This window comes from Streptomyces sp. NPDC001070, assembly GCF_053598835.1.
Genome location: NZ_JBSFLB010000008.1, coordinates 203744 through 229685, shown reverse-complemented (window position 1 = coordinate 229685; position 25942 = coordinate 203744). Strand labels below are relative to the sequence as shown.

General features: G+C 73.7%; 23 protein-coding genes. 11 read left to right on the top strand and 12 right to left on the bottom strand.

Translation table 11 applies throughout. The features are described 5' to 3' along the window. Positions 1-58 precede the first annotated feature (58 nt). Genes ACWDAS_RS12965 through wecB form a run of 4 tightly spaced genes read right to left on the bottom strand, consistent with a single transcriptional unit; the run spans position 59 to position 5754 of the window. Entirely contained in the window at positions 59-2221 is a 2163-nt protein-coding gene (locus ACWDAS_RS12965) for a glycosyltransferase family 1 protein (RefSeq protein ID WP_450389184.1), read from the bottom strand. Beyond that, on the bottom strand, positions 2218-4035 hold the full coding sequence (locus ACWDAS_RS12960) for a hypothetical protein (protein ID WP_450389182.1): 1818 nt from the start codon (positions 4033-4035) through the stop codon (positions 2218-2220). Before ACWDAS_RS12960 ends, ACWDAS_RS12965 begins: the two co-directional genes overlap by 4 nt. Then, positions 4035-4676, bottom strand: coding sequence for a class I SAM-dependent methyltransferase (locus tag ACWDAS_RS12955; protein ID WP_450389180.1), 642 nt, complete (start codon positions 4674-4676; stop codon positions 4035-4037). The genes ACWDAS_RS12960 and ACWDAS_RS12955 overlap by 1 nt, the downstream gene beginning before the upstream one ends. Then, entirely contained in the window at positions 4669-5754 is a 1086-nt protein-coding gene (wecB, locus tag ACWDAS_RS12950; protein ID WP_450389178.1) for a non-hydrolyzing UDP-N-acetylglucosamine 2-epimerase, read from the bottom strand. The genes ACWDAS_RS12955 and wecB overlap by 8 nt, the downstream gene beginning before the upstream one ends. Before the next feature lie 38 nt (positions 5755-5792). Here wecB and ACWDAS_RS12945 point away from each other — a divergent pair, with 38 nt between their 5' ends. The 3 genes from ACWDAS_RS12945 to ACWDAS_RS12935 are packed head-to-tail and all read left to right on the top strand — an operon-like array spanning position 5793 to position 9682. Next, the gene (locus ACWDAS_RS12945; RefSeq protein WP_450389177.1) at positions 5793-7247 is read left to right on the top strand and encodes a glycosyltransferase; all 1455 of its coding nucleotides are present in this window, start codon (positions 5793-5795) and stop codon (positions 7245-7247) included. Positions 7248-7265: 18 nt separating this feature from the next. Then, a complete protein-coding gene (locus ACWDAS_RS12940) occupies positions 7266-8525 on the top strand; it encodes a nucleotide sugar dehydrogenase (protein WP_450389175.1) in 1260 nt (419 codons plus the stop codon). Further along, on the top strand, positions 8525-9682 hold the full coding sequence (locus ACWDAS_RS12935; RefSeq protein ID WP_450389173.1) for a glycosyltransferase: 1158 nt from the start codon (positions 8525-8527) through the stop codon (positions 9680-9682). The genes ACWDAS_RS12940 and ACWDAS_RS12935 overlap by 1 nt, the downstream gene beginning before the upstream one ends. Here ACWDAS_RS12935 and ACWDAS_RS12930 read toward each other — a convergent pair. Together ACWDAS_RS12930 and ACWDAS_RS12925 are read right to left on the bottom strand one after the other, a co-directional pair. Then, positions 9669-11093, bottom strand: a complete 1425-nt coding sequence (locus ACWDAS_RS12930; RefSeq protein ID WP_450389171.1) for a hydrolase — start codon at positions 11091-11093, stop codon at positions 9669-9671. The two genes, ACWDAS_RS12935 and ACWDAS_RS12930, sit on opposite strands and share 14 nt — an antisense overlap. A gap of 166 nt (positions 11094-11259) precedes the next feature. Beyond that, the gene (locus ACWDAS_RS12925; RefSeq protein WP_450389169.1) at positions 11260-12291 is read right to left on the bottom strand and encodes a saccharopine dehydrogenase family protein; all 1032 of its coding nucleotides are present in this window, start codon (positions 12289-12291) and stop codon (positions 11260-11262) included. Positions 12292-12519: 228 nt separating this feature from the next. Here ACWDAS_RS12925 and ACWDAS_RS12920 point away from each other — a divergent pair, with 228 nt between their 5' ends. Continuing rightward, entirely contained in the window at positions 12520-13413 is an 894-nt protein-coding gene (locus tag ACWDAS_RS12920; protein ID WP_450389167.1) for an alpha/beta hydrolase, read from the top strand. A gap of 335 nt (positions 13414-13748) precedes the next feature. On the opposite strand, the gene ACWDAS_RS12915 is transcribed toward ACWDAS_RS12920, so the two are convergent. Next, on the bottom strand, positions 13749-14204 hold the full coding sequence (locus tag ACWDAS_RS12915) for a hypothetical protein (RefSeq protein ID WP_450389165.1): 456 nt from the start codon (positions 14202-14204) through the stop codon (positions 13749-13751). Between the two features lie 49 nt (positions 14205-14253). On the opposite strand from ACWDAS_RS12915, the gene ACWDAS_RS12910 reads away from it, so the two are divergent. Beyond that, complete coding sequence (locus tag ACWDAS_RS12910; protein WP_450389163.1) at positions 14254-14445, top strand: hypothetical protein; 192 nt, start codon at positions 14254-14256, stop codon at positions 14443-14445. Positions 14446-14925: 480 nt separating this feature from the next. Here the strand turns inward: ACWDAS_RS12910 and ACWDAS_RS12905 are convergent, their stop codons facing one another. Genes ACWDAS_RS12905 through ACWDAS_RS12895 form a run of 3 tightly spaced genes read right to left on the bottom strand, consistent with a single transcriptional unit; the run spans position 14926 to position 18625 of the window. Further along, complete coding sequence (locus tag ACWDAS_RS12905) at positions 14926-15993, bottom strand: maleylacetate reductase (protein WP_450389162.1); 1068 nt, start codon at positions 15991-15993, stop codon at positions 14926-14928. Beyond that, complete coding sequence (locus tag ACWDAS_RS12900) at positions 15990-16856, bottom strand: dioxygenase family protein (RefSeq protein WP_450389160.1); 867 nt, start codon at positions 16854-16856, stop codon at positions 15990-15992. Before ACWDAS_RS12900 ends, ACWDAS_RS12905 begins: the two co-directional genes overlap by 4 nt. An 11-nt stretch (positions 16857-16867) precedes the next feature. After that, entirely contained in the window at positions 16868-18625 is a 1758-nt protein-coding gene (locus tag ACWDAS_RS12895) for an FAD-dependent oxidoreductase (protein ID WP_450389159.1), read from the bottom strand. Between the two features lie 69 nt (positions 18626-18694). Between ACWDAS_RS12895 and ACWDAS_RS12890 the strand changes: the two genes are divergently transcribed. The 3 genes from ACWDAS_RS12890 (at position 18695) to aroQ (ending at position 21153) form a co-directional block, all read left to right on the top strand. Then, on the top strand, positions 18695-19840 hold the full coding sequence (locus ACWDAS_RS12890; RefSeq protein WP_450389157.1) for a helix-turn-helix domain-containing protein: 1146 nt from the start codon (positions 18695-18697) through the stop codon (positions 19838-19840). Positions 19841-19901: 61 nt separating this feature from the next. Then, a complete protein-coding gene (locus tag ACWDAS_RS12885) occupies positions 19902-20663 on the top strand; it encodes a pirin family protein (protein WP_450389155.1) in 762 nt (253 codons plus the stop codon). Positions 20664-20685: 22 nt separating this feature from the next. Then, a complete protein-coding gene (aroQ, locus tag ACWDAS_RS12880; RefSeq protein ID WP_450389153.1) occupies positions 20686-21153 on the top strand; it encodes a type II 3-dehydroquinate dehydratase in 468 nt (155 codons plus the stop codon). A gap of 10 nt (positions 21154-21163) precedes the next feature. Here aroQ and grpE read toward each other — a convergent pair whose 3' ends face one another. Beyond that, the gene (gene grpE / locus ACWDAS_RS12875; protein WP_450389151.1) at positions 21164-21859 is read right to left on the bottom strand and encodes a nucleotide exchange factor GrpE; all 696 of its coding nucleotides are present in this window, start codon (positions 21857-21859) and stop codon (positions 21164-21166) included. Beyond that, on the bottom strand, positions 21856-23724 hold the full coding sequence (gene dnaK, locus ACWDAS_RS12870) for a molecular chaperone DnaK (protein WP_450389149.1): 1869 nt from the start codon (positions 23722-23724) through the stop codon (positions 21856-21858). The genes grpE and dnaK overlap by 4 nt, the downstream gene beginning before the upstream one ends. A gap of 146 nt (positions 23725-23870) precedes the next feature. On the opposite strand from dnaK, the gene ACWDAS_RS12865 reads away from it, so the two are divergent. From ACWDAS_RS12865 to ACWDAS_RS12855, 3 genes are all read left to right on the top strand, one after another. Next, the gene (locus tag ACWDAS_RS12865) at positions 23871-24716 is read left to right on the top strand and encodes an NUDIX domain-containing protein (protein WP_450389148.1); all 846 of its coding nucleotides are present in this window, start codon (positions 23871-23873) and stop codon (positions 24714-24716) included. 52 nt (positions 24717-24768) lie between these two features. Further along, positions 24769-25278 (top strand): O-acetyl-ADP-ribose deacetylase, encoded by a 510-nt coding sequence (locus ACWDAS_RS12860; RefSeq protein WP_450389146.1) that lies wholly within the window; start codon positions 24769-24771, stop codon positions 25276-25278. A gap of 178 nt (positions 25279-25456) precedes the next feature. After that, positions 25457-25822, top strand: a complete 366-nt coding sequence (locus ACWDAS_RS12855) for a four-helix bundle copper-binding protein (protein WP_450389144.1) — start codon at positions 25457-25459, stop codon at positions 25820-25822. Positions 25823-25942: the final 120 nt, after the last annotated feature.

The window sequence follows — 25942 nt, the reverse complement described above, 5'->3', positions numbered from 1 at the left end:
GGGGTCGGCGGTGAGTGATGTGGCGCGGCGCGCGGGTGATCCTCGCGGCCCCGGGGCATCACGGCAGCGGGGCGGTGACCAGCTGCGTCCACGCGGTGCGGACCTTGTCCAGGCCGAAGGACTCCCGCAACCAGTCGCGGGCGCTGGCGCCCGCCTCCTCCCAGCCGTCGGCCGCGAGCGCGGCGATGGCGTCGGCCATGGCGGCGGGGGAGTCATGGATCCAGCGGCGCTCGTAGATCGCGTCGGCGCCCGGCCAGGGCAGCAGGGCGGGGACCGCGCCGGAGGCCATGCCCTCGGCCGGGGCGAGGTGGAAGCTCTCGTCGTCGCTGGTGGAGAGGACGAAGCCGATGCGGCGCAGCCAGCTCGCCACGTCGGGGCCGAAGTCGTCGAAGACCACCGCGTCCTCCAGCGGACCGGACTGCACGCGCCGCAGGATCGCGTCGTAGTGCGCGCGCTCCTCGGGCTTGTTCCAGATCCACCAGTAGTCCCAGGGCATCTTGGACTTCACCGACAGCCGCCAGCGCGGATCCCGGGCGCGCAGCGCCTGGAGCACGTCCAGGCCGAGGTCGAGCCGTTTGCGCGCGGGCGCGATGCCGATCATGCCGAGCCGGTAGCGGGCGTCGGCGGCCTTGGGCCGGTCGAGTTGGCGGTCGTCGACCCAGTTGGGGATCGTGACGAGCTTCGCCTGCGGCCAGCCGGTGCGCTCACGCGTGAGCCTGGTGTAGTGCGGGCTGACGCACACGACACGGTCGACGGCGTCGATGTCGACCTGGGCGGGGTAACCGGCGTACAGCTCGAAGCGGTGCAGCCGCACCAGCAGCCGGGAGCCGCGCCGCTTGTGGCGGCTATACCAGACGGCCGCCGGGCCGCACCACTCCACGACCACGACATCGGCCCAGGCGGCGAGTTCACGGCTCGCGGCGGCGTCGTGCCGGGCCAGCGCCTCCCAGGCGTCGACGCGCACCTCCACCCGCGGGAGGGCCTGGAGGTGGTCCAGCAGCCGCGTGAAGAACTTCAGGTCGTGACCGGCCACGACGACCCGCAGCGGACGGTCACGTCCGCTGAGCGCGGCCGGCGCGGCGGGCAGGGCCCGGTCGACGAGGCCGCGCAGCCGCTCGGCGGCCCGTTCCAGCGAGAAGTGCGCGGCGGCCTCGCGGCAGCGCCGGGCGGCCGCGCGGTACGCCTCGGGGGAGCGGGCGGCGGTGACCACCGCCTCCGCCGCGTCGTCGAGGGTGCCGCGGCCGGGTACGAAGAGCGGGTAGTCGGTGCCGAGCAGCGCCTCGTGCGCGGGGGTCCGGTTGAGCACGACGGGCAGTCCGAGCGTCCCGAACTCCAGCACCTTCGTGGACAGTTCCAGGCTCGCGTCCAGTTCCGGCCGGCGCCAGCCGAGCCCGAGGTCGCAGCCCGCGGCGATGCGCATGGCCTCCTGGCGCGGGGTGCCGCCGTGGTGCACCACGCCGGGCGCGGTGCGCAGTGCCCGCTCCATCCGGGCGTGGAATGCGGGGTGCCGCGGGTCGTCGTGGATCTTGTCACCGACGGTGTGCAGCTCCGCCCTGACCCCCCGCGCGGCCAGCGCGCCCGGCAGTTCCGTCATCTCCAGGGTGTTCCAGAGCGGCGCGAACTTGCCGGTGTACACCATGCGCACGGGGTCACCGGCGGCCTCGTGCCCCGGCACCGGGAAGTCCGGGACGGGGACGCTCGGCGGGTACAGCACGCACTTCCCGCACGCGGCCGGCACCCACGCCTCGATGAAGCAGCGCAACTCCTCGGTCTGGCAGAGCAGATGGCGGGACGCCTCGGCGATCCGGGCCAGCTCCTCGACGGCCTCGCCCGTCATCTCCGCGGCCGACTGCGGGATGTCGGTGAGATAAGCCCAGATCCGCCCGTCGAAGGCGCCGTCGGCGACGATCTGCGTCACCAGCCGGCGGCCGCGCAGCACCAGCAGGTCGCACCACTCGACCTCGTCGAGCTCGCGCAGCACCCGTGAGGCCTGGACGGGGGAGAGCACATGACCGGTCGGCACGAGGGACACACCCGGCAGCTCCGCCAGCGGATCGACCAATCGCCCTGTGCGCACCGGCGCCTTGAGCACCAGCCGGGTCCCGCAGCCGGCCCGCGCCAGCGCCTGCACCATCGACTGCGCCCACACCGCCGAACCGTCGATGAGATTGAGGTCCACGTCCCCGTAGACCATCGCCCTGACCGTGCGCGTGCCCGTCATCGGACCTCCTCCGGGCGGATCGTGAAGAGCCGCCCCGCCCCGGGGGACGGCCAGAGCGTCCCGCGCACGAGGGCCGGGCGGAACCCGTTGACGTGCGGCACAAAGCCGGCGGCGTCCGCGCTGTAGCCCACCGCGTCCGCCCCCGAGCACTCCTGGGCGCACATCAGGTCCAGCAGATGGGCGGACGAGCGTTCCTCCGCGAGGTCCGACCAGTCCGCGATCCACGGCGCGCTCGGCCCGTCCGCCGTGGCCCGAACGGCGACCCCGCCCGCCGTCAGCTCCGCGAAGGCCGTCCCGGGAGCGGGCACCAGCACCTCGGCGGGCCGGTGCCGCTGGGCCAGCACCTGCGCGACCAGACGCGACACCTCGGCGTCGTCGCGCGGATCGGCCAGCACGGCCACCCGCCGGGCGTCCAGCGGATCCGCGGCCCCCGCGATCCGGGCGAGCTCCGACAGCCGGACCCGGGTGGCCCGGGAGGTGAAGATCTCCCGCAGGTCGGCGCGGTCCACGGCCACCGGGTCGAGCCGGGCCGGCTGCACGCCGGTGTCGCCGTCGAGCACGGCGTCCCAGGGGAAGCGGGCCAGGCCCGGCGCGGCGGAGGCGGGGGCGTCCCGCCACAGCACGGCGATACGGCCGAGCGCGTGGGCGGTGGCGAGGAGTTCGGCCAGCCGCCGGTCCAGATCGGGGGCGGTGCCGGTGCCGGTGTGCGCCCACGGCCCGGCGGCGCAGGCACTGAGCTGGACCACGAGCACATCCGGGTCGGTGCGTTCGGCGACCTGCCGGGCATCGTGCGGCAGCACACGGTTGACGACGGCGTCATGGGCGAAGTCGGCCGCCGTCGCGGCGTCCAGGATCCCGGCGACCACCAGCCGGTCGCGGGGGCCGGCCGTGAACGCCCGGTGGGCGAGGTGCAGGTGTCCGCCGGCCGGCTCGGCCGCCCCGGCCGTACCCGCCACCGGGGCGGCGCCCGGGGCGGCGCCCGGGGCGCCCGGGCGGCCGCCCTTGCCGCGGCCGCGCCACATCCCGTACAGCTCGCGCGGCAGCCGTGCCGAGCCGCGCAGCGGTGAGCGGGCCGCCGAGACCAGCGCCCGGCCCACCCGCAGCGAGGTCGAGCCCTGGAGCATGGCGACCCGGGCCTCGAGCACCCCGATCCGCTCCCGTGCGCGCCGCAGCTCGGCCGCGAGCCGGTCGCGTTCGCGTGTCACCGACGCCGCCCGTTCGCCGCCGGTGCCGTCCTGCAGCGCCTCCAGGGCGCGGCGGTCCTCCTCGTGCCGCCGTTCCAGCTCCAGCACCCGGGCCCGCTCCGCGCGGGACACGAACCCGGCCAGCACGTACTCGCCGGCGAGCCGCAGGGCGGTGGCCTCCCCCTCGGGCACGGGCCGCCCCGCCGGGTCGAGGAGCGGCAGCAGCGCCTGCGTGCAGGTGAAGACCGCGCCGCCGTGCAGGTGCTCATAGCCCAGCCCGGCGGCCCGCAGCACCTGGCAGCGGTGCGCCACCAGGGCGTCGAGCAGCCGGTGGTAGGGCAGCTCGGCGCCGGTGTGGCCGAAGACGATCAGCCCCCGGCCGCCGGGCCGCATGCGCCGCAGCGCCGCGAGGCACCCTGCCTCGTCCCCGTGCCGGCCGGGGTCGGGGCCGTACGAGAGCAGGGCGAGCCGTCCCTGACCGACCGGGTCCTCGTCGCCGGGCGAGGAGCGGCACAGCCGCACGCCTTCGGGCAGGTGCAGATACGGTTCGAGGGGGATGCCGCCGCCGGTCGCGTCGACGACCTCGGTCACCCCGTCCAGGTGCGGGTGGAGCAGATCGAGCAGGCGCATCACGAGGTCCTCGCGAAGACGTGGAATCCGACCCTGTTCTCCCGGAAACCGTACGGGGTGAACCCCTGGTACCGCAGACCCAGCGGTTCCACCGCGGAGCGGTACTCGGCGGCCGGGCGGTGCAGGATGTAGTCGCCGCGCGGAACGCGGCCGGGCGCGTCCTCGTCGGTGACGACCAGCCGGCCGGTGAGCCGGACGAGGGAGGCGAGATTGAGCAGCGCGGCCTCCCAGACCGCGTCGTCGAGCACATGGAAGAGCACGTCCACGGCGAGCACCGCGTCGTACAGCCACGGACTGCGCCACGCCGTCAGCTCGGCCACCGCGTAGCGCGGGCCGCCGCCCAGTGTGCGGCAGTGGTCCACGGCACAGGGGCTGGCGTCGATCGCGTCGACCAGGTGGCCGCAGCGGGCCAGGGCCCGGGCGAAATGGCCCTTGCCGCAGCCCGCGTCGAGCACGAGCAGCGGGTCGTTGGCGCGCTCGGAGTCGCCGGTGATGCGCAGCACCTCGGCGACCCGCAGCGCGTAGAAGATCTCATTGCCCGGCCGGTCGAGGCCGATGTGGCCGCCGGAGGCGAGCTCGTCGTGCTCGCGGTGGCGGCTGTCCCAGTAGGCGAGCGGGTCACGCAGGCGCGGATCAGACATGGTGGTCCAGCCACTCGGTGATGACGCGGGCGATGCGGGGCCCGGAGCGCCCGTCCCACAGCGGGGGGCCCTCGGGCGCGGCGGCTTCGCCGTCCAGCGCCTTGAGCAGGGCCGGGACGAGTCCGTCCGGGGTCACGAGGCGGTTGGTGCCGTGGGTGACCGTCACCGGCCTCTCGGTGTTCGGGCGCAGCGTCAGGCAGGGCACGCCCAGCACCGTGGTCTCCTCCTGCACTCCGCCCGAGTCGGTGATCACCGCCGAGGCGCCGCGCAGCAGCCCCATGAACTCCAGGTAGCCGAGCGGCTCCAGGATCCGGATCCCCGGCGTGTCGCCGATCCCCGCCGCCTCCAGCGCGGCCCGCCCGCGCGGGTGCAGCGGGATCGCCAGCTCCAGGTGGGTCGCGGCCTCGCGCAACGCCCCCACGGCGGCGGCCGCGGCGGCCGGGTCGTCCACATTGGCGGGGCGATGCAGCGTCACCACGCCGTAGCGCCCGTGCAGTCCGTGCGCGGCGCGGGCGGCCTGCGGGTCGAACCGCGGCAGATGGGCCATCAGGGTGTCGATCATCGGGTTGCCGACGAAGTGCACCCGCGCGGTGTCCACGCCCTCGTTCGCCAGGTGGCCGACCGCCTCCGGGCTGGTGACGAGGAGCAGGTCGGCGAGCTGGTCGGTGAGCCGCCGGTTGACCTCCTCCGGCATCGTCATGTCGAAGCTGCGCAGGCCCGCCTCGACGTGGGCCACCGGAAGCCCCAGCTTGGCCGAGACCAGGGCGGCGGCGAGCGTGGAGTTGACGTCCCCGTAGACCGTCACCAGGGCGGGGGCGCGGGCCGACAGCTCGTCCTCCAGGGCGGTCAGCAGCGCGGCGGTCTGCCGGGCGTGGCTTCCGGAGCCGACGCCGAGGTCGACGTCCGGCCGGGGCAGGCCGAGCTCCCGGAAGAAGACGTGCGACATCCGCTCGTCGTAGTGCTGTCCGGTGTGCACCACCGACTGCGGCTGCCCGGCGGCGCGCAGCGCGGCGACGACCGGGGCGGCCTTGACGAAGTTGGGCCGGGCACCGACCACATGGACTACCGAGCCGAGCACGGTGCCTCCCGTTCACTTGCCGCGCTTAGGGTGGGATTGTGCGTCGTCGTACTCTTCGTGCCCTGATTCTCGCCGCCTCCGTGGCGGTCCGTCATCTGCGGGACGACCCGGTGCGCGCGGCGGGGCTCGCCCTGCGGATCGCCCCGGGACCGGCGCGGCGGCCCGCCCGGTGGGCGCTCGCCCGGCTGCCCGAGCGCGACCCGCACCGGGCGCGCGGCGGGGCGTCCGCGTACGGGCCGCGGGGCGTGCCCCTCCCGGCCGGGGTGCCGGGGACACCGGTGCCGGGGCGCGTGCTGCACCTGGTGACCAACTCCCTGCCGTACCGCAACGCCGGCTACACCGTGCGGACCCATGCCATCGCGCGCGCCCAGCGGGAGGCGGGCCTGGACCCCCATGTGGTCACCCGGCTCGGCTTCCCCGTGGCGCAGGGCGTCTGGGACGGCCGCCCCGCGCAGGTCGTGGACGGGGTGCCCTACCACCGGCTGCTCCCCGTCCGGATGCCCGCGACCGCGGCCGCCGCTCTCGCCCGCAACGCCGAGCTCGCCGCCCGGCTCGTCGAACGGCTCCGCCCGGCGGTGCTCCACGCGGCCACCGATCACCCGAACGGCCGAGTGGCGCTCGCACTCCGCGAATCCTTCGGGCTGCCGGTCGTCTACGAGGTGCGCGGCTTCCTGGAGGAGACCTGGCTGACCCAGGGACCCGGCCGCGACCGGGACAGCGCGTCGTACCGCGAACGGCGCGCCCTGGAGACGCACTGCATGCGGGCGGCCGACCTGGTGCTCACCCTCGGTGAGGCCATGAAGGAGGAGATCGTCTCCCGGGGGGTCCCCGAGGAGCTGGTGCGCGTCGTGCCCAATGCCGTCGACGACGTCTTCCTCCGGCCCCTGCCCGACGCCCGCGAGCTGCGCGCCCGGCTCGGCATCGCCCCGGACGAGGTGGTCGTCGGCACGGTCTCCACGCTCACGCCGCACGAGGGCATCGGCACCCTGCTGCGGGCCGGCGCCGAACTGCGGCGCCGGGGTGTGCCGCTGCGGCTGCTGATCGTGGGGGACGGGCCGCTGCGGCCCGCGCTGGAACGGCAGGCGGCCGGGCTCGGTCTGGGGGACGGCGCCCTGTTCACGGGCCGCGTGCCGCATACCGAGGTCAGGGCCCACCACGCCGTGCTGGACGTCTTCGCGGTGCCCAGGACGGAGGAGCGCGTGTGTCATCTCGTGACCCCCCTCAAGCCGGTGGAGGCGATGGCGAGCGGTCTTCCCATCGCAGCAAGTGATGTCAGGGCAATGGGTGAACTGGTCGAAGACCAGGTGAACGGAAGGCTAATTCCTTCAGGAGACGTAAATGCCTGGGCAGATACGCTCGAAGTATTGCTCTATAGTCCAAATCGACGACGGATGATGGGCGACGCCGCCCGCGCCCGAGTGGCCCGCGACCGCACGTGGGCGCACATCGCCGGGCGGACGCTCGACGCCTACCGTGGTCTGGGGGCCGTATAGCGCTCGGGACGGTGCGGCATGACGGTGGATCTCGCAGTCGTAGGCCTCGGATACGTCGGGCTGCCCCTCGCCAGAGAGGCGGCGGCGGCGGGGCTGAGCGTCGTCGGGCACGATCTGGACCCGGGGGTGGTGGCCGCCCTCAACTCCGGCCGCTCGCACGTGGACGACGTCTCCGACGACGACCTGCGGCGCATGCTGGCCGCCGGATTCACCGCCACCACCGGCCCGGAGTGCCTGGGGGAGGCCCAGGTCGTCGTCATCTGCGTCCCCACTCCGCTCTCCGGGGACGGCGGGCCCGACCTCACCGCGGTCACCGGCGCCGCCGAGGCAGTCGCCGCCAGGCTGCGCCCCGGCGTCCTGGTCGTCCTGGAGTCGACCACCTACCCCGGCACCACCGACGAGGTCGTCCGGCCGATCCTGGAGGAGGGCTCGGGACTGCGGGCCGGTCCGGACTTCGCCCTCGCCTTCTCGCCCGAGCGGATCGACCCCGGCAACAGGACCCACGGCCTCCGCGACACCCCGAAGATCGTCGGCGGGCACACCCCCGGGTGCGCGGCGCGCGCCGTCGCCTTCTACGGCAAGCTCGTCGACACCGTCGTCCGCGCCAAGGGCACCCGCGAGGCCGAGATGGCCAAGCTGCTGGAGAACACCTACCGGCACGTCAACATCGCGCTCGTCAACGAACTGGCCGTACTCTGCCGCGAACTGGGCGTGGACATCTGGAACGCCATCGACTGCGCCGCCACCAAGCCCTTCGGCTTCCAGGCCTTCCGGCCCGGCGCAGGCGTCGGCGGCCACTGCATCCCGATCGACCCCAACTACCTCTCTTACAAGGTCCGCACGCTCGGCTACGAGTTCCGTTTCGTCGAACTCGCCCGCGAGATCAACCACCGGATGCCGGAGTACGTCGTGCGCCGCGCGCAGGACCTGCTCAACACGGCGGGGAAGCCGCTGCACGGCTCGCGGGTACTGCTCCTCGGTGTCACCTACAAGCCGGACATCGCCGACCGCCGCGAGAGCCCCGCCGTCCCGGTGGCCCGGCTGCTGCGCAGGCTCGGCACCGGGGTGTCCTTCCACGACCCCTTCGTGGACGCGTGGGACGTCGACGGGGACCCCGTCCCCCGGGCCGGCGACCTGACGGCCGCCCTGCGCGAGCACGACCTGACGGTCCTTCTGCAGGATCACAGCGCGTACGACCTCCAGGCGGTGGCCGACCAGGCACGCCTGCTGTTCGACACGCGCGGACGGATCTCCCGGCCGGATGTCGAGGTGCTGTGATGCACGTGCTCGTCGTGACCGTCGTGCACCACCCCGAGGACGCCCGCATCCTGCACCGTCAGATAGCCGCCCTCATCTCCCACGGGCACACCGTCACCTACGCCGCGCCCTTCACCGCGCGGGCGACCCCGCCGCGTCCCGGGGTGGAGGGCGTCGACCTGCCCCGGGCCGCCGGGCGCGACCGGCGCGCCGCCGTCCGCGAGGCCCGGCGCCTGCTCGTACGGCGTGGCCCGGCCGTCGACGCGGTCCTGCTGCACGACCCCGAGCTGCTGCTCACCCTGCCCCGCACGCTGCGGTACTGGCACCGCACCGGCGCCCGGCGGCCGGCCGTGGTGTGGGACGTCCACGAGGACACCGCGGCCGCGCTCGCCATGAAGAACTGGGTGCCGCGCCTGCTGCGCCCGCCGCTGCGCCTCCTCGTGCGCGCGGCGGAACTCGCCGCCGAGCGGCATCTGCACCTGCTGCTCGCCGAGGACGCCTACCAGGGGCGCTTCCGCCGCCCGCACCCCGTCGTGCCGAACCTGGTCACCGTTCCCGTGGGCCCCCCGCCGCCGCCCGGGGACGACCGCGTGGTGTACCTCGGGCAGCTGTCGCGGGCCCGCGGCGCCGAGGAACTGGTGGCCATGGCACGGCTGCTGGCCCCGGACGTCCGCGTGGAGCTCATCGGCGCCGCCGACGGCGACGTCCGCGCCCTGCTGACGGCCGCCGACCGGGACGGCGTGCTGCGCTGGCACGGTTTCCTGCCCAACGACGAGGCGCTGGGCCGTCTGCGCGGCGCCCTCGCGGGCCTGTCGATGCTGCGGGACGAGGCGAACTACCGCCACTCGCGGCCCACGAAGGTCGTCGAGTACATGGCCTACGGCATCCCCGTGGTGAGCACGCCGAACCCCCTCGCCGCCGAGCTGGTCCGCGGGCACGACTGCGGCCTGCTCGTCCCGTTCGGGGATCCCGCGGCGGCCGTGGCCGCCGTCCGCCGCCTGCGCGACAACCCCGAACTGCGCCGCACCATGGGCGCCCGCGGCCACGCGGCCGCGCGCGGCGCGCTGCACTGGCCCGACTGCGCCGGGCACTTCGTCACGAGCCTGGAGGGCTGGGCGGTGGCGGCGGCCACCGCCGCCACCGCGCGGGCCGGAGCGGCGCGGGTCAGCTCACCGTGAGCGAGGTGTCGTCGACGACGAAGGACGTCTGGAGCTGGGAGCCCTCGGTGCCGGTGAACTTGAGGGTCACCGTCTGCCCCGCGAACGCCGCCAGGCTGAAGCTCTTGAGCGCGTAGCCGGAGTCGGCGTTGAGGTTGGAGTAGGTGGCCAGGGTGGTCGTGCCGGCGGTGACCGTGAGCTTGTCGTAAGCCGTGGTCGTGGTGGTCTCGGCGGTGTCCACGTGCAGGTAGAAGCCGAAGGTGGCGGAGGCGCAGGCTGCCGGGACGGTCACCGTCTGGGAGAGGGTGTCGGTGTGCGCGGCGCCGTAGCCGTTCAGCCAGGCCTTGTAGGAGCCGGTACGGGCCGCCTCGCCGGCGTCGTCGGTGATGACGCCGCTGGACGCCGTCCACGTCGTGCCGCCGGACTCGAAGCCGGGGTTGCCGAGCAGTTGGGCGGCGGTGCAGGTGCCGCCGCCACCGCCGGAGCCCGTGCCGCCGGAGAGCCAGGCGGTGGCGTTGAGGGCGAGCGCCGCATTGGTGGCGGTGGAGTCGTTCCAGCCGTCGTAGAGGGTGTTGCCCGACTGGCCCGTGCCGTCGTCGACGGGGGAGCTGTCGCCCCAGAAGGCGACCCGGCCGCTGCCGAACGTGCTGGTGGCGAAGAAGGCGCCGGTGTTGCCGGAGTAACCGGTGCGGTAGAGCAGGCCCTTGACGGAGGAGTTGTCGGCCGGCTTGAGGGTCGCCGTGGTGCCGCTGGCTATGAGGCTCTTGGTGACGTTGCCGAAGGAGCCGTGCAGCACGGGGTCGGTGCTGTCGGCGATCGCCGCCGGGTGGTCGGAGCCGATGCTGAGGGAGTCGACGGAGAAGCCGAACGGGTCGGTGCTGTCGACCGAGTTGTTGCTCATCAGATCGTTGATGATCTCGACGGCGTCCTCGCCGTCGTTGTTGCGGTCGGCCCCGGTGTGGTCGGAGATGAGGAAGAGCCCGCCGCCGTTCTGCACGAACCTCATGACCGCGGTCTTCTCCGCCGCCGTGAGCAGGACGTTCGGTTCGGGCAGCACGAAGGTGTCGAAGTTCTGCAGGTCCGTGGCGCTGGAGGTGCCGTAGGTGATGGAGCCGCCCGAAGGCAGCGTCTTCAGCGCGTAGTCGCCGGTCCTCTGCAGGGCGACGCCCCAGGAGGACAGGGCGCCGGTCCAGTCCGTCTCCGCGGTGGGGGTGGAGTCCTGGCCGAGCGGGTCGGGCTGGCTGGTGCCGATGATCCAGTCGGCGTTGCCGGCTGTCTCCGCGTGGGCGTTGTCGAAGAGCACCCGGTGGGGGGTGGCCGCGTGAGCCGTGGGGGTGGCGGCCGCCTGTAGGGCGGTGGTCGCGAGCAGGGCGCCGAGGACGGCGGCCGCCGAGGCGGCCGTTCCGCGACGCGTCCTGGGGGATCCGAGCATCCGGCAGAACCTCCTGTGTGGGGGTGATCAGAGAGGCGGTGCGGGCGCCAATTCTGCACGCGTAGACCGGGGTTCGCACGCGTCATGGATGACAAACGGTTGAACGGTACATGGCGACTCTGGCGCGCGGCAACGGCCTGCCGCGATCTCCGGGGATCCGGGGCGGTCAGCTCGTGTGCGGCCCGTTGCGGCGCACTCCGTCCAGCTCCAGGACGAAGTCGGCGCCCAGCGCCGAGGACGGGGTCTGCGTGCCGTGCGGCAGCTCCGGCAAGCGGGTCACGATGCGCAGTACCGAGTCCACCGTCAGCGCGTAGCCGTTGGGTGTGGACAGTGCCGCCTGCGCCTCGGCACCGTGCGCGTCGCGGGCCCTGGCCCACACCTGCGCGCGCGTACGCGTCAGCGCCCGCTCGCCCGGTCCCCTCAGGAACCGGTCCACCCCGGCACGGGCCAGCCGCCGTACCGGGGCGATCCCCAGCACCCGCTCCACCAGCGGCGCGCCCGGCAGCCAGGTGTACGTCGAGATGTTCGGGATGCCCGTCGAGTGATAGGCCGTGCTGACGTCGCCCCAGGCGATCGTGGCGACCGTGCGCTCGCCGGTGCGGAAGGACGCCGTCACCCGCCGGTGCCCGAGCGGTACTTCGCGGATCACGCCGTCGACGCGGGTCCGGCCGCCGGCGCCCTTGTCCAGGGCTTCGAGCGCGGTGCGCGCCGTACCGGGGCTCGCGCCGCCACCGGCCACGAAGGCGATGTCGAGGTGCGTCGCGGTGGGCAGCGCGGCGGCCACGGTCGCGGCGAGGCAGTCGGTCGGCACCACGTCGAAGCCCGCCCCGGGCAGCAGGACCACCCCCGCCTCACGGGCCCGGGAGCCCATCGCGTGCAGCGCCTCCAGCACGTCGATCTCTCCGGTGATGTCGAGGTAGTGCGTCCCGGTGTCCAGGCACGCCTGGGCCATCGGCAGCGCCGTGGCGGAGAACGGCCCCGCGCAGTGCGCCACCGCGTCGACGTCCGCGAGCGCCTTGCGCAGCCCGGCCGCGTCGTCGAGGGCGACCACCCGGTGTTCCAGGCCCAGTTCGGCCGCGAGCGGCGCGAGGGCCGTGGCCGACCGCCCCGCGAGCACAGGGCGCTCCCCGCGGGCCACGGCCTCCCGTGCTACGAGGCGGCCGGTGTAGCCGGTGGCTCCGTACAGCAACCAGGTCATGCGCGTGTGCTCCCTCGCTCGGTGCCGCACCCCGCGGCGGGGCGTCCGCAGCCGAACCTACCGGTCGGTCACCGGGTCGTGCGCCGCCCGCGGTGAAAGCGCGGCGCGTCGCGATCGCCCGCGTGCCGTTGAACCGTTCCCGGCCGGCGTCCGTTACCCGGAGTAAAGGGCGCACGTGAGACGGACGTACGCCCCCGCCCCGCACTCGATCCCCGAGGAGCCCATGCCATGACCCCCACCACCTCGCCCCCGGGCGGCCGGACCGCCGCCAAGGTGGCCGCGGCGACCCGGATCGACGCGCGGACCTGGGATCTGACCGTCGCGTCGGCGGCGCTCGGCCGTCCCGTCCCGGTGAGAATCGTCCTGCCCGCGGACTTCGCGCGTGCCGACGGCCGCACCTGGCCCGTGCTGTACCTGCTCCACGGGCCGCAGGACGACCACACCGCCTGGAGCCGTGAGACGGGCGTCGCGGCGCTCACCGAGGGCCGCGACGTCATCCTCGCCATGCCGTACTGCGGCCCCGCCGGCCTCCCGACCCGCTGGCGCGACGGCTCCGACTACGAGACCTTCCAACTGCGCGAACTCGACGAGGTGCTGCGTCGAGACTACCGGGCCTCCGGCGTGCGGGCTGTGGCGGGCGTGTCGACGGGCGGGTACGGCGCGATGGCGCATGCCGCCCGGCACCCGGGGGCGTTCCGCGCCGCGGCGTCCTTCAGCGGCGTCCTGGACACCACCTTCGCCGGTGTGCCGGCCGCCCTGGAAGCCCTCCTCATCAGGGAGAGCCTCTACTCCGAATCGCTGTGGGGCGATCCCGTCCTCCAGTGGGACACCTGGCGCACTTTCAATCCCACGGCGCGCGCGGGGGGACTGCGCGGCACCGCGCTGTACGTGTCCTGCGGCAGCGGGGGCGGTCCCGCCGCGGGCGGCGCCGAGCTGCTGCCGGAGGTGCTGGAGAGCACCCTGTGGCCCGCCACCCATGTCTTCGCCACCGCCCTGGAGCTCAGGGACATCCCGGTGACGACCCACTACTACCAGGGCGGGCGCCATGAATGGTCCTACTGGCGGCGAGAGTTCGCCGCGGCATGGCCGCTGCTGGCCAGGGCGCTGAGCCTGACGGAGTGAACTCCCCGCCGCGTGAGGATGAGACGATGAGAGGGTGAGAAGGTGAGCGGGGTCCCCTAACGAGGGGGGCGCGCTCACTCGATCCGGTGGCGCTGCCCGTTCGGGACGTACCGCCGGCGTGCGAGTCGCGTTGCAAGGGGACATGGACAGCAGCACATCCTCGACCCGCGGATGCCTTCTCCAGGGGCACACGGAGCACCACCGGACGTTCGCCGAACTCACCGGCGCCTACTGGATGGACCCCCCGATCTACTCGGAAGTCCTGGCCGACTGGCGTGCCCGCGGGCGCGCCGTCCCCGGGGCCGCCAGGGCGGACGGCCCGGGGGCGGGCGGGTTCAGCGCCGGCAGTCTGCCGCAACTGCCGCCTGGAACAGGGCGAGTTCCACCGCGGTAGGCGTGTGCAGCGCGCCGCTGCCGTCGGGCGGTACGAGCCACCGCAGGGCCCCCGCGGCCCGGTACGGGGGCGGGACGGCGATCCAGGCGCCTCGGCCGGCGTAACGGGTTCCGGTGCCCACCCATCTGCTGACGGGGTCCGGCGGGAGGAAGAAGCCGACCCGGCGGGCGGCGGTGTCGGCGAGGGTGGGCCCGGGTTCCGAGCGGGGAAGGCGCAGGAGCGCGTCGAGGGCGAGCAGGCCGAGTTCCTCGGGCACGCTGAGCACGTCCCAGAAGCGTCCGGCGGGCAGCAGGACGGTTCCGCTCTCCCCGTGCTCCCATTCCCGTTTGCATGCCCGCGGATCCGCCGCGGCGGCGGCCAGCCACTCCATTGCCTGATTCGGTGCCGCATTTCTCATACGCTCAACCTTGGTAGATATTTCTAACCGGCGGAAGGGGTGGCGGGGCGTGGCGTTTTGGGACGCGAAACGCCTGTTTTCCGTACGCCTGTGCGGCGTTGCGGCGCGGGCCCGTCGCCTCCTGCTCGGCGGGCCGAGCGACGGCGTGGCGCTGGACCGCCTGGTGAGGACGGCGGAACGGCTGGACTACGGCGGCGGTCCGCCCGTGGCGGCGGACCGGGAGGCGCGGCGGGAGGGCTGACGGCATTCGCCGCGCCGGAGGAAGGCGATCACGCCGGGAATTCCCGGACCCTCCCGGGAATGCGTTCGCTCAAGCGGCCGGAAAGCGGAAACGCGTTCGTGTACGTTGTGGAAGAACTCCGGCGCCGCATTCCGAACGCCACGGCCCTGGGCAGCGGTTCGCGTCGCGCGCCGGAAGCCGTCGTCACATCGGCTCCCGGGGCCGCCCGTTGTGCCGGGGGGCCGGGGCACCCGGGGCCGGCCGCCGGGGGAGTTCACCGGAGCCGGGGCCGGGGGGCGTCCCCGCGGTCCGATGCGCCGCGAGGCGGGGAGCGGCAGGTCGTCCCAGCGGCGGGCCGCTCCGGTGATGCGACGGCGCGAGGGCGGTGGCCGCCGCGCCGGGCGCGGACAGGGCACGGGGCCGACGCGCAGGGAGTGCCCCGTGCCGCGTCCGCCCCGTCCCGTGTCCGTCCCGCATCCGCCCTCACGGACGGGGGACCGGTCAGCCCGTCGGCGGCGCGCCTTCGTACGCGGCCGTCAGCACCGCCCGCAGCTCGCCCGCGTCCGCCGTCCGCGGGTTCGCGTACGACGCCGCGCCCACCAGCTCGACCACGCGGTCGATGCCCGCGGCGGGCAGGCCGACCTCGGCCAGCGAGCGCGGTGCGCCGAGCCGCCCGCCGAGGTCCCACAGTTCGCGTGCCGGGTCCTCGGTGGCCAGCGCACGGCGCAGCGCGGCCATCGCGCCGGGCGCCGCGGGGGCGTTGAAGGCGAGGACGTACGGCAGCAGCACCGTGTGGGTCTCGGAGTGCGGCAGATCGAAGGCACCGCCGAGCACATGGGCCAGCTTGTGGTGCAGCCCCATGGTGGTGGCCCCCAGGCACGCCCCGCACAGCCAGGCCCCGTACAGGGCGCGGCCGCGCGCGTCGAGACCGCCGGGGTCCGCGACGACGCGGGGCAGGGCCTCCGCCAGGGCGCGCACTCCCTCCTCGGCCATCAGGGAGACGATGGGGGAGGCGTCGGGGGCGTACAGCGACTCCACCGCGTGGGCGAGGGCGTTGACGCCGCTGGTGCCGGACAGGGCGGGCGGCATCGACAGCGTCAGTTCGGGGTCGTAGACGACACTGCGCGGCAGGACGCGGCGGTCGCGCCCGGTGCGCTTGACGCCGTCCTCCGTCAGCCCCCACACCGGGGTCATCTCGGAGCCCGCGTACGTCGTCGGCACGGCGAGCAGCGGCAGCCCGGTGCGCAGCGCGACGGCCTTGCCCAGGCCGACGGCCGAGCCGCCGCCGACCGCGACCAGGCCGTCGGCGTCGAGCTCCCGGGCCACCGCGACGGCCTCGTCCGCCACCTTCACCGGCACGTGCATCACCGCGCCCGGGTGGATGCCCGCGCAGGCCCCGCCCAGGGACGCGGCGACGGCGCCCGCGGTGTCCAGGCCGTGCCGGCCGGACAGCACCAGCACGCGGCGCAGGCCGAGGCGCTCCGTCTCCTCCGCCACGGCCGTGGTCGCGGCCCCGGCGCGGAAGACGACCCGCATCGGCAGCGCCTCGTGGACGAACTCCGTGCTCATGACGGCTGCAGCACGATGTCGAAGGTCGCCAGCCGGAAGGGGTTCGCCACTCCGTACTCGGCCGCCCGCTCCGGGTCGTCCACCTCGGCGAACTCCTGGACCAGGCTCTTCTTGACCGCGAACACCGCGTCCGACTCCAGGTAGGGGCTGTCCTGGACGAAGATGTGCGTGGTGACCGGCTGATGCCCCTGGGCCGCCGCGATGAAGTGGATGTGCGCCGGCCGGTACGGATGCCGCAGCGTGGCGCCCAGCAGATCGCCGACCGGGCCGTCCGTCGGGATCGGGTAGTGCGCCGGCACGACCGTGCGGAACCGGAAGCGGCCCTCCTCGTCGGCGGTGAACAGCCCGCGCCCGTTGCCCTGCGGCTGCTCGCCGGGCTGCTGGACGTCGTAGAAGCCGTGGTCGTCGGCCTGCCACACGTCCACCTTCGCCCCGAGCAGCGGAGTGCCGTCCACGGACACGACGCGCCCGGTGACCACGCACGGCTCACCCGAGCCGATCATGTCGATCGCGTCGCCGAACTCACGGTCCGGGGAGTCGACCATGTGGAACGGGCCGAGCACGGTGGAGTCGGTGACCCCTTCCCCGGCCGTCTTGCGCTGGTTGATCGTCTCCACGAGCATCGACACGCCGAGCACGTCGGACAGCAGGATGAACTCCTGCCGTGTGTCGGTGCTCTTCTGCCCGGTGCGGGTGAGGAAGTCGATCGCCCACTCCCACTCCTCCATCGTGGGCTCGACGTCGCGGACGAAGTCGTGGAGGTACCTCGTCAGACTGCCCAGGATCTCCCGCAGCCGCGGGTCGGGCGTCCGCGCGAAGCTCTCCACGACGGCCGGAGTGGCGCTCTCTTCGGTGAAGTCCATGGTGCTCCTTGTCAGTCCCGTCCCAGGATGCGCCGCAGCGCCCCGCCGAGCGCGGTCCGCGCGTCGGCCTCGTCCTCGGCCCCGTCCGCCTGCCGGAAGGCGACGTACAGGTCCGGTCGCACGAGCAGGACGCCCGCGTCGCCGGTGCCGCGCAGTCGCGCCCAGTCGCCGTACGGGTCCTCGTAGTCCCGCCCGGGGCCGATCACCGCGGTCGCGATGTCCAGCCCCAGTTCCGCGCCCAGCGTGCGGGCGGCCTCCACCCATGCCTCGCCGCCGATGCCGGTGAGCAGCGCGAACCGGCCGCCGCCGCCGAGGTCGAGGGTGGACAGGGTGCGGGTGCCGGCCGTCAGCCAGGCGTGCGGCACCTTGGCGCCGGGGCGGCTGCTCGGCTGGTGGTACAGCTCGGGGTCGCGGTCGAAGCCGGGGTCGGCGGTGCCGTCCGGGACGACCGCGGCCGACACGTAGCGCTGGTTGAGCTCCACGCCGTGGGCGTTGAACTCGTACCGCTTGAAGTCGATCGCCTCGCGCAGCCGCGCGCGCCGCTTCTCGCCGGCCGGGGTCGCGTCCTTGCGGGCGTCGATGTTGGCGAGCAGCTGTTCCGGGCTCTGCGGGGCGAGCAGGTCCAGTGCCTCGAAGACCGGGGCGGTCTCGCCTATCGACTTGTTGGCGCGGGTGACGATCTGCTTGCCGACGGGCGCCCGTTCGGCGGTGTAGGTCTCGAGCAGCGAGGGCTCCGCGGCGCCGTCCAGGACCAGCTTCAGCTTCCAGGCCAGGTTGTACGAGTCCTGGATGGAGGTGTTGGAGCCCAGACCGTTGGACGGCGGGTGCCGGTGGGTGGCGTCGCCCGCGCAGAAGACCCGGCCGTTGGAGTAGGTCTCGGCGTACATCTCGTTGACCGTCCACGCCGACGAGGAGCGGATCGTCACCGGGACCTCGTCGTCGCCGATGAGCTGGCGGACGACCGACAGGGCGTACTCCTCGGTGAGGTCCGGCGGCGCGGCCTGGACGTCGTAACCCCACACGATCAGCCACTCGTTCCACGGCTTGACGTTGCGGATCAGGCCCGCGCCGATGCCGCCGACGGTCGCGCCGGGGGTCAGCGCCCAGTAGAGCGTGCCGGGGCGGTGGGCGACGTACTTCGTCAGGTCGGCGTCGAAGACGATGTTGATGCTGCCCGCCACGCCCATCTTGCCGCCCATCGGCAGCCCGGCGTCCTCGGCGACCTTGCTGCGTCCGCCGTCCGCGCCGATCAGGTACTTGGCGCGGATGGCGTACTCGTCGCCGCGCAGCCGGTCCTCCACGACGACGGTCACGCCGTCGGCGTCCTGCTCGAAGGACTTGTAGACGGTGCTGAAGCGCAGCTGCGTGCCGCGGGCGACGGCGGCGTCGACCAGCACGGGCTCCATCCAGTTCTGCGGCATGTCGCACATGCGGCTGGGGCTCGCCAGGTCGTGCGCGGCCTGGACCTCGGGGTCGTTGCCCCAAGAGCGCAGCCGGCCCAGTTCCTCGCCCGCGAGGCTGGTGCAGAAGACCGTGTTGCCCATGAGGTGCTGGGGTGTGGCCTTCGCGACGACATCCTGCTCGACGCCCAGGTCGCGCAGCACCTCCATGGTGCGCTGGTTGGTCACGTGCGCCCTGGGGGTGTCGGCAAGCCTGCCGTAGCGGGTCACGACGATATTGGGCACTCCGTACGTGCTCAGCGCGAGTGCGGCACTCGCCCCTGCGGGCCCACTGCCCACGATGAGCACGTCCGTCTCGATGGTCTCCATCAACGCGGCTCCTTGACGGATAATTGAAATGGCAACGAAACGATCGTGAATCAGAGAGAGGCCGCTGGCGTGTCTCAATCCGATACATCCCCGGAAGAGCTGCTGCTCGGCGCCTATCTGCGGGAGCAGCCGAACGCCCGGCCGGTGGTCGCGGCCGACGGCAGGACGCGGATCGTGAGCGTCGAGGCGGCCCGGCGGCTGTCCGACGAGTCGCTCGCGCTGCTGGAGCGCCGGGCCGGCGGGATGGTCCGCGACGGCAGGACCGAGGGCTACGAGCTGCCGCTGCCGGACGGCGGCTGGAGCGCCCGGCTCGACCCCGTCATGGACTCCGGCGAGGTCATCGGCGCCGTCGCGGTCATGTCCGCGACGACGGTCGGGGCCGGCGGGCAGCCCGCCGCCCCCGAGCCGCGGCTGCCCGGTCTCGCGGGCGGGTCCCACTCCTGGCGCGCCGCGGCGGCCCGCGCGGTACGGCTCGCCGACGAGCCGGGGCCCCTGCTGCTGGCGGGGGAGCCCGGTACCGGCAAGACGACGCTGGCCCGCGCGGTGCGGACGGGTGCCGTGGAGCTGGACGCGGCGCAGGTGACCGGGGCGGCGGCCCGTGAGTGGGTGCGTCGACTGGCCGTACGCCCGTTCCCGGGCCGGGCGCTCGTCCGCCATGTCGAGGCGCTGGACGCCGGCGCCGCGGCCGCGCTCGTGGCGCTGCTCGAGCAGCGGCCCTTCACGCCGCTGACCGCCACCCACACCCCGGAGGACCGTACGGGCCCGTGCACGGACCGCCTGCTGGGCCGGCTGGCGGCGCGCTCGGTGTCCGTACCGCCGCTGCGCGAGCGTCCCGAGGACCTTCCGGTGCTGCTCGCCGCCCTCAGTCCGCGCCCCGCCCCGGGCTACCCGCCGCTGACCTGGACCGCCGAGGCCCGGCGCACCCTGGAGCGGCACTCATGGCCCGGCAATGTCGCCGAGCTGGCGGTCGTCGTCCGGACGCTCGCGGAGGAGCGCAGGCTGAGCGGCCCGGTGCGCCCCGAGGAACTGCCGGACGCGGTGCGCGGTGGTGCCGGCGGACGGCGGCTGGGCAGCCTGGAGCGGGCCGAGCGGGACGCGATCCTGGAGGCGCTGCGCACCCACGGCGGCAACAAGGCGCGGGCGGCGAAGGCGCTGGGCATCGCGCGGGCGACGGTCTACCGCAAGCTGCGCAGCTACGGGATCCAAGGAATATAGTTCGAGATTCAACATGTTAGGTTGGGCGACAGGCACTGAACCCCGCAGAAGGAGCTCCCCGATGGCCACCCAGCTGGATGTCCGCCGCGCCGGCCAGCGGTTCCACACCCGCGCCGGCTGGCTCGACTCGCACCACTGCTTCTCCTTCAGCCACCACTACGACCCGAAGAACACCCACTTCGGCCTGCTCCTGGTCTCCAACGACGACGTCGTCGCCCCCGGCACCGGCTTCGACACCCACCCGCACCGGGACATGGAGATCATCACCTGGGTGCTCGACGGCGGCCTCGTCCACCAGGACTCCGAGGGCCACAACGGCGTCATCTACCCGGGCCTCGCCCAGCGGATGAGCGCGGGCACCGGCATCCTGCACAGCGAGAAGAACGACTCCTGGAAGCTGACCGGCGCCCCCGAGCACAAGGACCCGGTGCACTTCGTGCAGATGTGGGTCTTCCCCGACGAGCAGGGCATCAAGCCGGGCTACGAGCAGCTCGACATCAACGACGAGCTCGCCCGCGGCGGCTGGGTCACCGTCGCCTCCGGCATGGACCGCGACCGCGAGCAGCGCGCCATCTCCATCCGGCAGAAGCACGCCGCCCTGCAGGCCGCCCGCATGGCCCCGCAGCAGGTCCTCGCCCTGCCCACCGCCCCCTTCGTGCACCTGTACGTCGCCAAGGGAGAGGTCGCGCTGGAGGGCGCCGGGCTGCTCGCCAAGGGAGACGCCGTGCGCGTGACCGGGGCCGAGGGCCAGCGGCTCACCGCCGGTGCCGAGGGCGCCGAGGTGCTGGTCTGGGAGATGGACGCGGCCGTCACCTTCGGCTGATCACGTGGTAGACCTTGGGGCCATGACCCGTTCTCTCGCCGAGGCGCCGATCATGGTCCTCAACGGTCCCAACCTCAACCTCCTCGGTCAGCGGCAGCCCGAGATCTACGGCTCGGAGACCCTCGCCGACGTCGAGGCGCTGTGCGCCGGGACGGCGGCGAGGCACGGGGGAACGGTCGACTGCCGGCAGAGCAACCACGAGGGCCGCCTGATCGACTGGATCCACGAGGCACGCGAGCACCACGCGGGCATCGTGATCAACCCGGGCGCCTACTCCCACACCTCGGTGGCGATCCTGGACGCGCTCAACGCCTGCGACGGGCTGCCGGTGCTGGAGGTGCACATCTCCAACATCCACCGGCGTGAGGCGTTCCGGCACCACAGCTACGTCTCGGCCCGCGCCGACGGCGTCATCGCCGGCTGCGGCGTCCAGGGGTACGCCTTCGCCGTCGAGCGGATCGCCGCCCTGCTGCAGCCCGGCGTCGGCTGAACCGCCGCGCTCAGGCCTCGCCCGGCTGCCAGTCCGGCCACTCGCCGGGGTGGTCGGCCCAGTGCACCTGCTCCGGGTCCGACACGTCGATGTCAGGGAAGGCGCGCCGCACCCGCAGCTCGAACTCCTCGCGCTCCAGCTGCTCCCATCCGACACCCTGGATGTGCACCCGGCGGTAGCGGTGGTCCGATCCGAGCGGGGCGATGTCGACCCTGTGGCTTGTCTCCATGCCTCCAGGGTGCACCCGCCCCGGTGCCGCCGCAGGTCCGGTGACCACCACTTCGGCCGGGCGCAGCAGGTGCCCGCCGACCCGGTAGCCGGGCCGTACGACCGAGCCGCAGACCAGGCGGTCGGCGCCGGCGGCGCCGACCGAGCCGACCGCCTCGTGCCGTAGCGGGTCGAAGGGCTCGCCCGGCTCGCCGAAGGAGCGCAGGCCCAGCTCGGCCAGATGCGTCTCCAGCACCTCGACCACGGCGCGGAAGCCGCCCGTCACCTCGCCCAGGTCGCGTGCCCGGTCGATCGCGTCCAGCACCGGCAGCAGCCCGTGCAGCACGTTCGCAATGGCGATCTCGCGCACCGCCAGCCGGTCCCGGTGCACGCGTTTGCGGTAGTTGTCGTACTCGGCCTTGAGCCGCTGCAGGTCCGCCGTGCGTTCGACGAGCCGCGCCCGCAGCTCGCCGCCCGGGGGCGGACCGGCGCGGTTCACGCCGTGCCTCCCTCCCGCTTGTCGTCGTCGACGATCTCGGCGTCCACCACGTCCTCGTCGCCCTCCGGCGGTGCCGCGTGCGGGCTCCCCGACTGCCCCGCCGCGGAGCGGTCCGCCTGGGCCTGTGCGTACATCGCCGTGCCGATCTTCTGGGCGGAGGCGGTCAGCCGCTCCGTCGACTGGCGGATCGCAGCGGTGTCGTCGCCCTTCAGCTTCTCCTTCAGGTCCGCCGCCGCCGACTCGACCTCGGACTTCAGATCGCCGGGGACCTTGTCGGGGTTGTCCCGCAGCAGCTTCTCGGTGGAGTAGACGAGACTCTCCGCGTTGTTGCGGGTCTCGGCCTCCTCCCGGCGCCGGTGGTCCTCCTCCGCGTACTGCTCGGCCTCGCGCATCATGCGGTCGATGTCGCTCTTCGGCAGCCCCGAGCCGCCGGTCACGGTCATGCGCTGCTCCTTGCCGGTACCGAGGTCCTTGGCGGAGACGTGCATGATGCCGTTGGCGTCGATGTCGAACGAGACCTCGATCTGCGGGATGCCCCGCGGCGCCGGCGGCAGCCCGGTCAGCTCGAACACACCCAGCTTCTTGTTGTACGCGGCGATCTCCCGTTCGCCCTGGTAGACCTGGATCTGCACCGACGGCTGGTTGTCCTCGGCCGTGGTGAAGATCTCCGAGCGCTTCGTGGGAATGGTCGTGTTGCGCTCGATCAGCTTGGTCATGATGCCGCCCTTGGTCTCGATGCCGAGGGACAGCGGGGTGACGTCCAGCAGCAGGACGTCCTTGACCTCGCCCTTGAGCACACCGGCCTGCAGCGACGCGCCGATCGCCACGACCTCGTCCGGGTTGACGCCCTTGTGCGGCTCCTTGCCGGTCAGCGACTTCACCAGCTCCGTCACGGCGGGCATCCGGGTCGAGCCGCCGACAAGGATGACGTGGTCGACGTCGGCCACATTGATCCTGGCGTCCTTCACCGCCTGGTGGAACGGGCCCTTGCAGCGCTCCAGCAGGTCCGCCGTGAGCTGCTGGAACTGGGCGCGGGTGAGCTTCTCGTCCAGGTGCAGCGGGCCCTCGGCGGACGCCGTGATGTAGGGCAGGTTGATCGTCGTCTCCGTGGACGAGGACAGCTCGATCTTCGCCCGCTCGGCCGCCTCGCGCAGCCGCTGCAGCGCCATCTTGTCCTTGGACAGGTCCAGCCCGTACGCGTTCCTGAAGCGCTCCACGAGGTGGTCGACGATCCGCTGGTCCCAGTCGTCGCCGCCCAGCTCGGTGTCGCCGTTGGTGGCCTTGACCTCCACCACGCCCTCGCCGATGTCCAGCAGCGAGACGTCGAAGGTGCCGCCGCCCAGGTCGAAGACGAGGATCGTCTGGTCGTTCTCCTTGTCCAGGCCGTAAGCCAGGGCCGCGGCCGTGGGCTCGTTGATGATCCGCAGGACGTTCAGGCCGGCGATCTCCCCGGCCTCCTTGGTCGCGGTGCGCTGGACGTCGTCGAAGTACGCGGGCACCGTGATCACCGCGTCCGTCACGTCCTCGCCCAGGTACGCCTCCGCGTCCCGCTTCAGCTTCTGCAGCACCCGGGCCGAGATCTCCTGGGCCGTGTAGCGCTTGCCTTCGATGGTGCCGGACTCGGGGAACCGCCAGTCGGGGTCGCCCATGTGCCGCTTGACCGAGCGGGCGGTGCGCTCCACGTTGGTCACGGCCTGGCGCTTGGCGATCTCGCCGACGAGGACCTCGCCGCCCTTGCTGAAGGCCACCACCGAGGGCGTGGTCCGCGCGCCCTCCGTGTTGGTGATGACGCTGGGTTCACCGCCCTCCAGCGCGCAGACCACCGAGTTGGTGGTGCCGAGGTCAATACCGACCGGACGTGTCATGTCAGCTCGCCTCCTCCCCTCCAGAGTGCGACGTCGGAAGGCGGACCACCAGACGGCCTCCCGCGGTCCCCCGCCGGGCATCCGGCGGGCAATGTTCGCGGAATATTCGCGGGGCACCGGCGGTGCGCGCTGCTAGCGTCGGCGGGATGTCCTCACTGCATGCGGGAGTGATCCTCTTCCACGATCAACAACTCGCCGTACACAGCGACTTGAGCCTGCCGCGAGCGCCCGTTCCGCCGCGCGGCGACCCCGCCGCGGTCGCCCGCGCGGCAGCCCGTACCGCCCTCGGCGTCGACGTCCGGATCGACACCGCGCCCTGCCTGGAGGTGCGCGCGACCGGGGGGACCCAGCTGTACTACAGGGCCGCCGCGCCGCTGCCGCCCGGCCCCGCGCCCGCCCGGCTGCTCAGCCGGTCCGAGGCCCTGCACCTGCCGCTCGCGCCCTGGACGGCCTGGGAGGCCATCCTGCGTTCCTGGGACGGACCGCCCTGGTGGCGGGGCCGCCTCGTACTGGAGGATCCCCTCGGCCGGCCGCCCAGGCGGACCCGGGCCGGCGCCGTGATCATCCGCGACGGGCGCATGCTGCTCATCCGCTACCGCCACCGGCGCGGCGACTACTACGAGATCCCCGGCGGCGGCGTGGAACCGGGGGAGACCCCGGAGGCGGCCGTCCTGCGCGAACTCGCCGAGGAGACCGGGCTGACCGGCACCGTCGGACAGGAGATCGCCCGGGTGGACCGGGTCCACCGCGGCTCGCACCCCGGGTACTACTTCCTCGTCGAGGCGCACGGCGAGATCGGCCCGCGCTCCTCCCTCGACCTGGAGAAGGGCGCCGACCCCGCCTGGGTCCCCGTCGAGGACCTGCGGCACCTGCCGCTGTGGCCCAAGCGGCTGGGCTGGCGGATCGCCCACTGGCACCGGGAGGGCTGGCCGAAGCCGCCCGCCGAGTTCAGCGACTCGCTGCTGGACCTGCGGGTTCCCTGCGACTGGTGACCGCGGCGGAATGCCCGGGCGGCCGCGCGGCGGCGGTGGCAGGATCACCGGTATGGCACACATCACCCTGGTCCGGGGAGACATCACCGAGCAGTCCGTCGACGCCGTCGTCAACGCCGCCAACTCCTCGCTGCTCGGCGGCGGGGGTGTCGACGGCGCCATCCACCGCCGTGGCGGGCCGGAGATCCTCGAGGAGTGCCGCGCGCTGCGCGCCTCGCGGTACGGGCGCGGCCTGCCGACCGGACAGGCCGTCGCCACCACGGCCGGCCGGCTTCCGGCCCGCTGGGTGATCCACACCGTCGGTCCGGTGCACACCACGGGCGAGGACCGGTCGGACCTGCTCGCCTCCTGCCACCGGGAGGCGCTGCGGGTCGCCGACGAACTGGGCGCGCGGACGGTCGCCTTCCCGGCGATCTCCACCGGCGTCTACGGCTGGCCCATGGAGGACGCCGCCCGTATCGCCGTCGAGACGGTCCAGGGGACGGAGACGGCGGTGGAGGAGGTGTGCTTCGTCCTCTTCGACGAGGCGGCCTACGCCGCCTTCGCCGCCCGGCTCGGCTGACGGCGGCCCGGCGCGATCACCCCGACCGCGCCGGACCGCACCGCGTCCAGGACCACGCCTTCCGGGGGCGAGCAACCGCGGAACCGCAGATTCCGCCCCGATGGCGTTCCCGTTGCCGGGGGCGTACGACGGGTGGTGAGGGGCCGGACGGACCGGCCCACCGCGCCGAGGAGGCATCATGCAGCAGCCCGGAACCATGACCGCGATGAGCAAGGAAATGCAGGCCTGCGTGGACGCGTGCATGGCGTGCCACACCATGTGCGAGGAGACCATGAGCTCGTGCCTGCACATGGGCGGCGGCCAGGCCGAGATGCAGATCATGCGCGCGCTCATGGACTGCACGGAGATGACCCGCATGTGCGCGGACATGATGATGCGCCGGTCGCCGATGTCGGCCGAGATGTGCGCGATGTGCGCCAAGGCCTGCGAGATGTGCGCCGAGGCGTGTATGACCATGCCGGACAACCCGCAGATGAAGCGATGTGCCGACTCCTGTCGCCGCTGCGCCGAGACATGCCGGGCCATGGCGGGCGCGACCGCCTGAGCGCACGGGTCCGCCGCACATCCCCGGCCGCCCCTCAGGCCCCCGGTGGCCGCCGGCCGGGAGAGCGGAGGCGACCGTGGACCCTCGCGGGGTGGCGCCGCCGGTCCCCGGGCCGGCGGC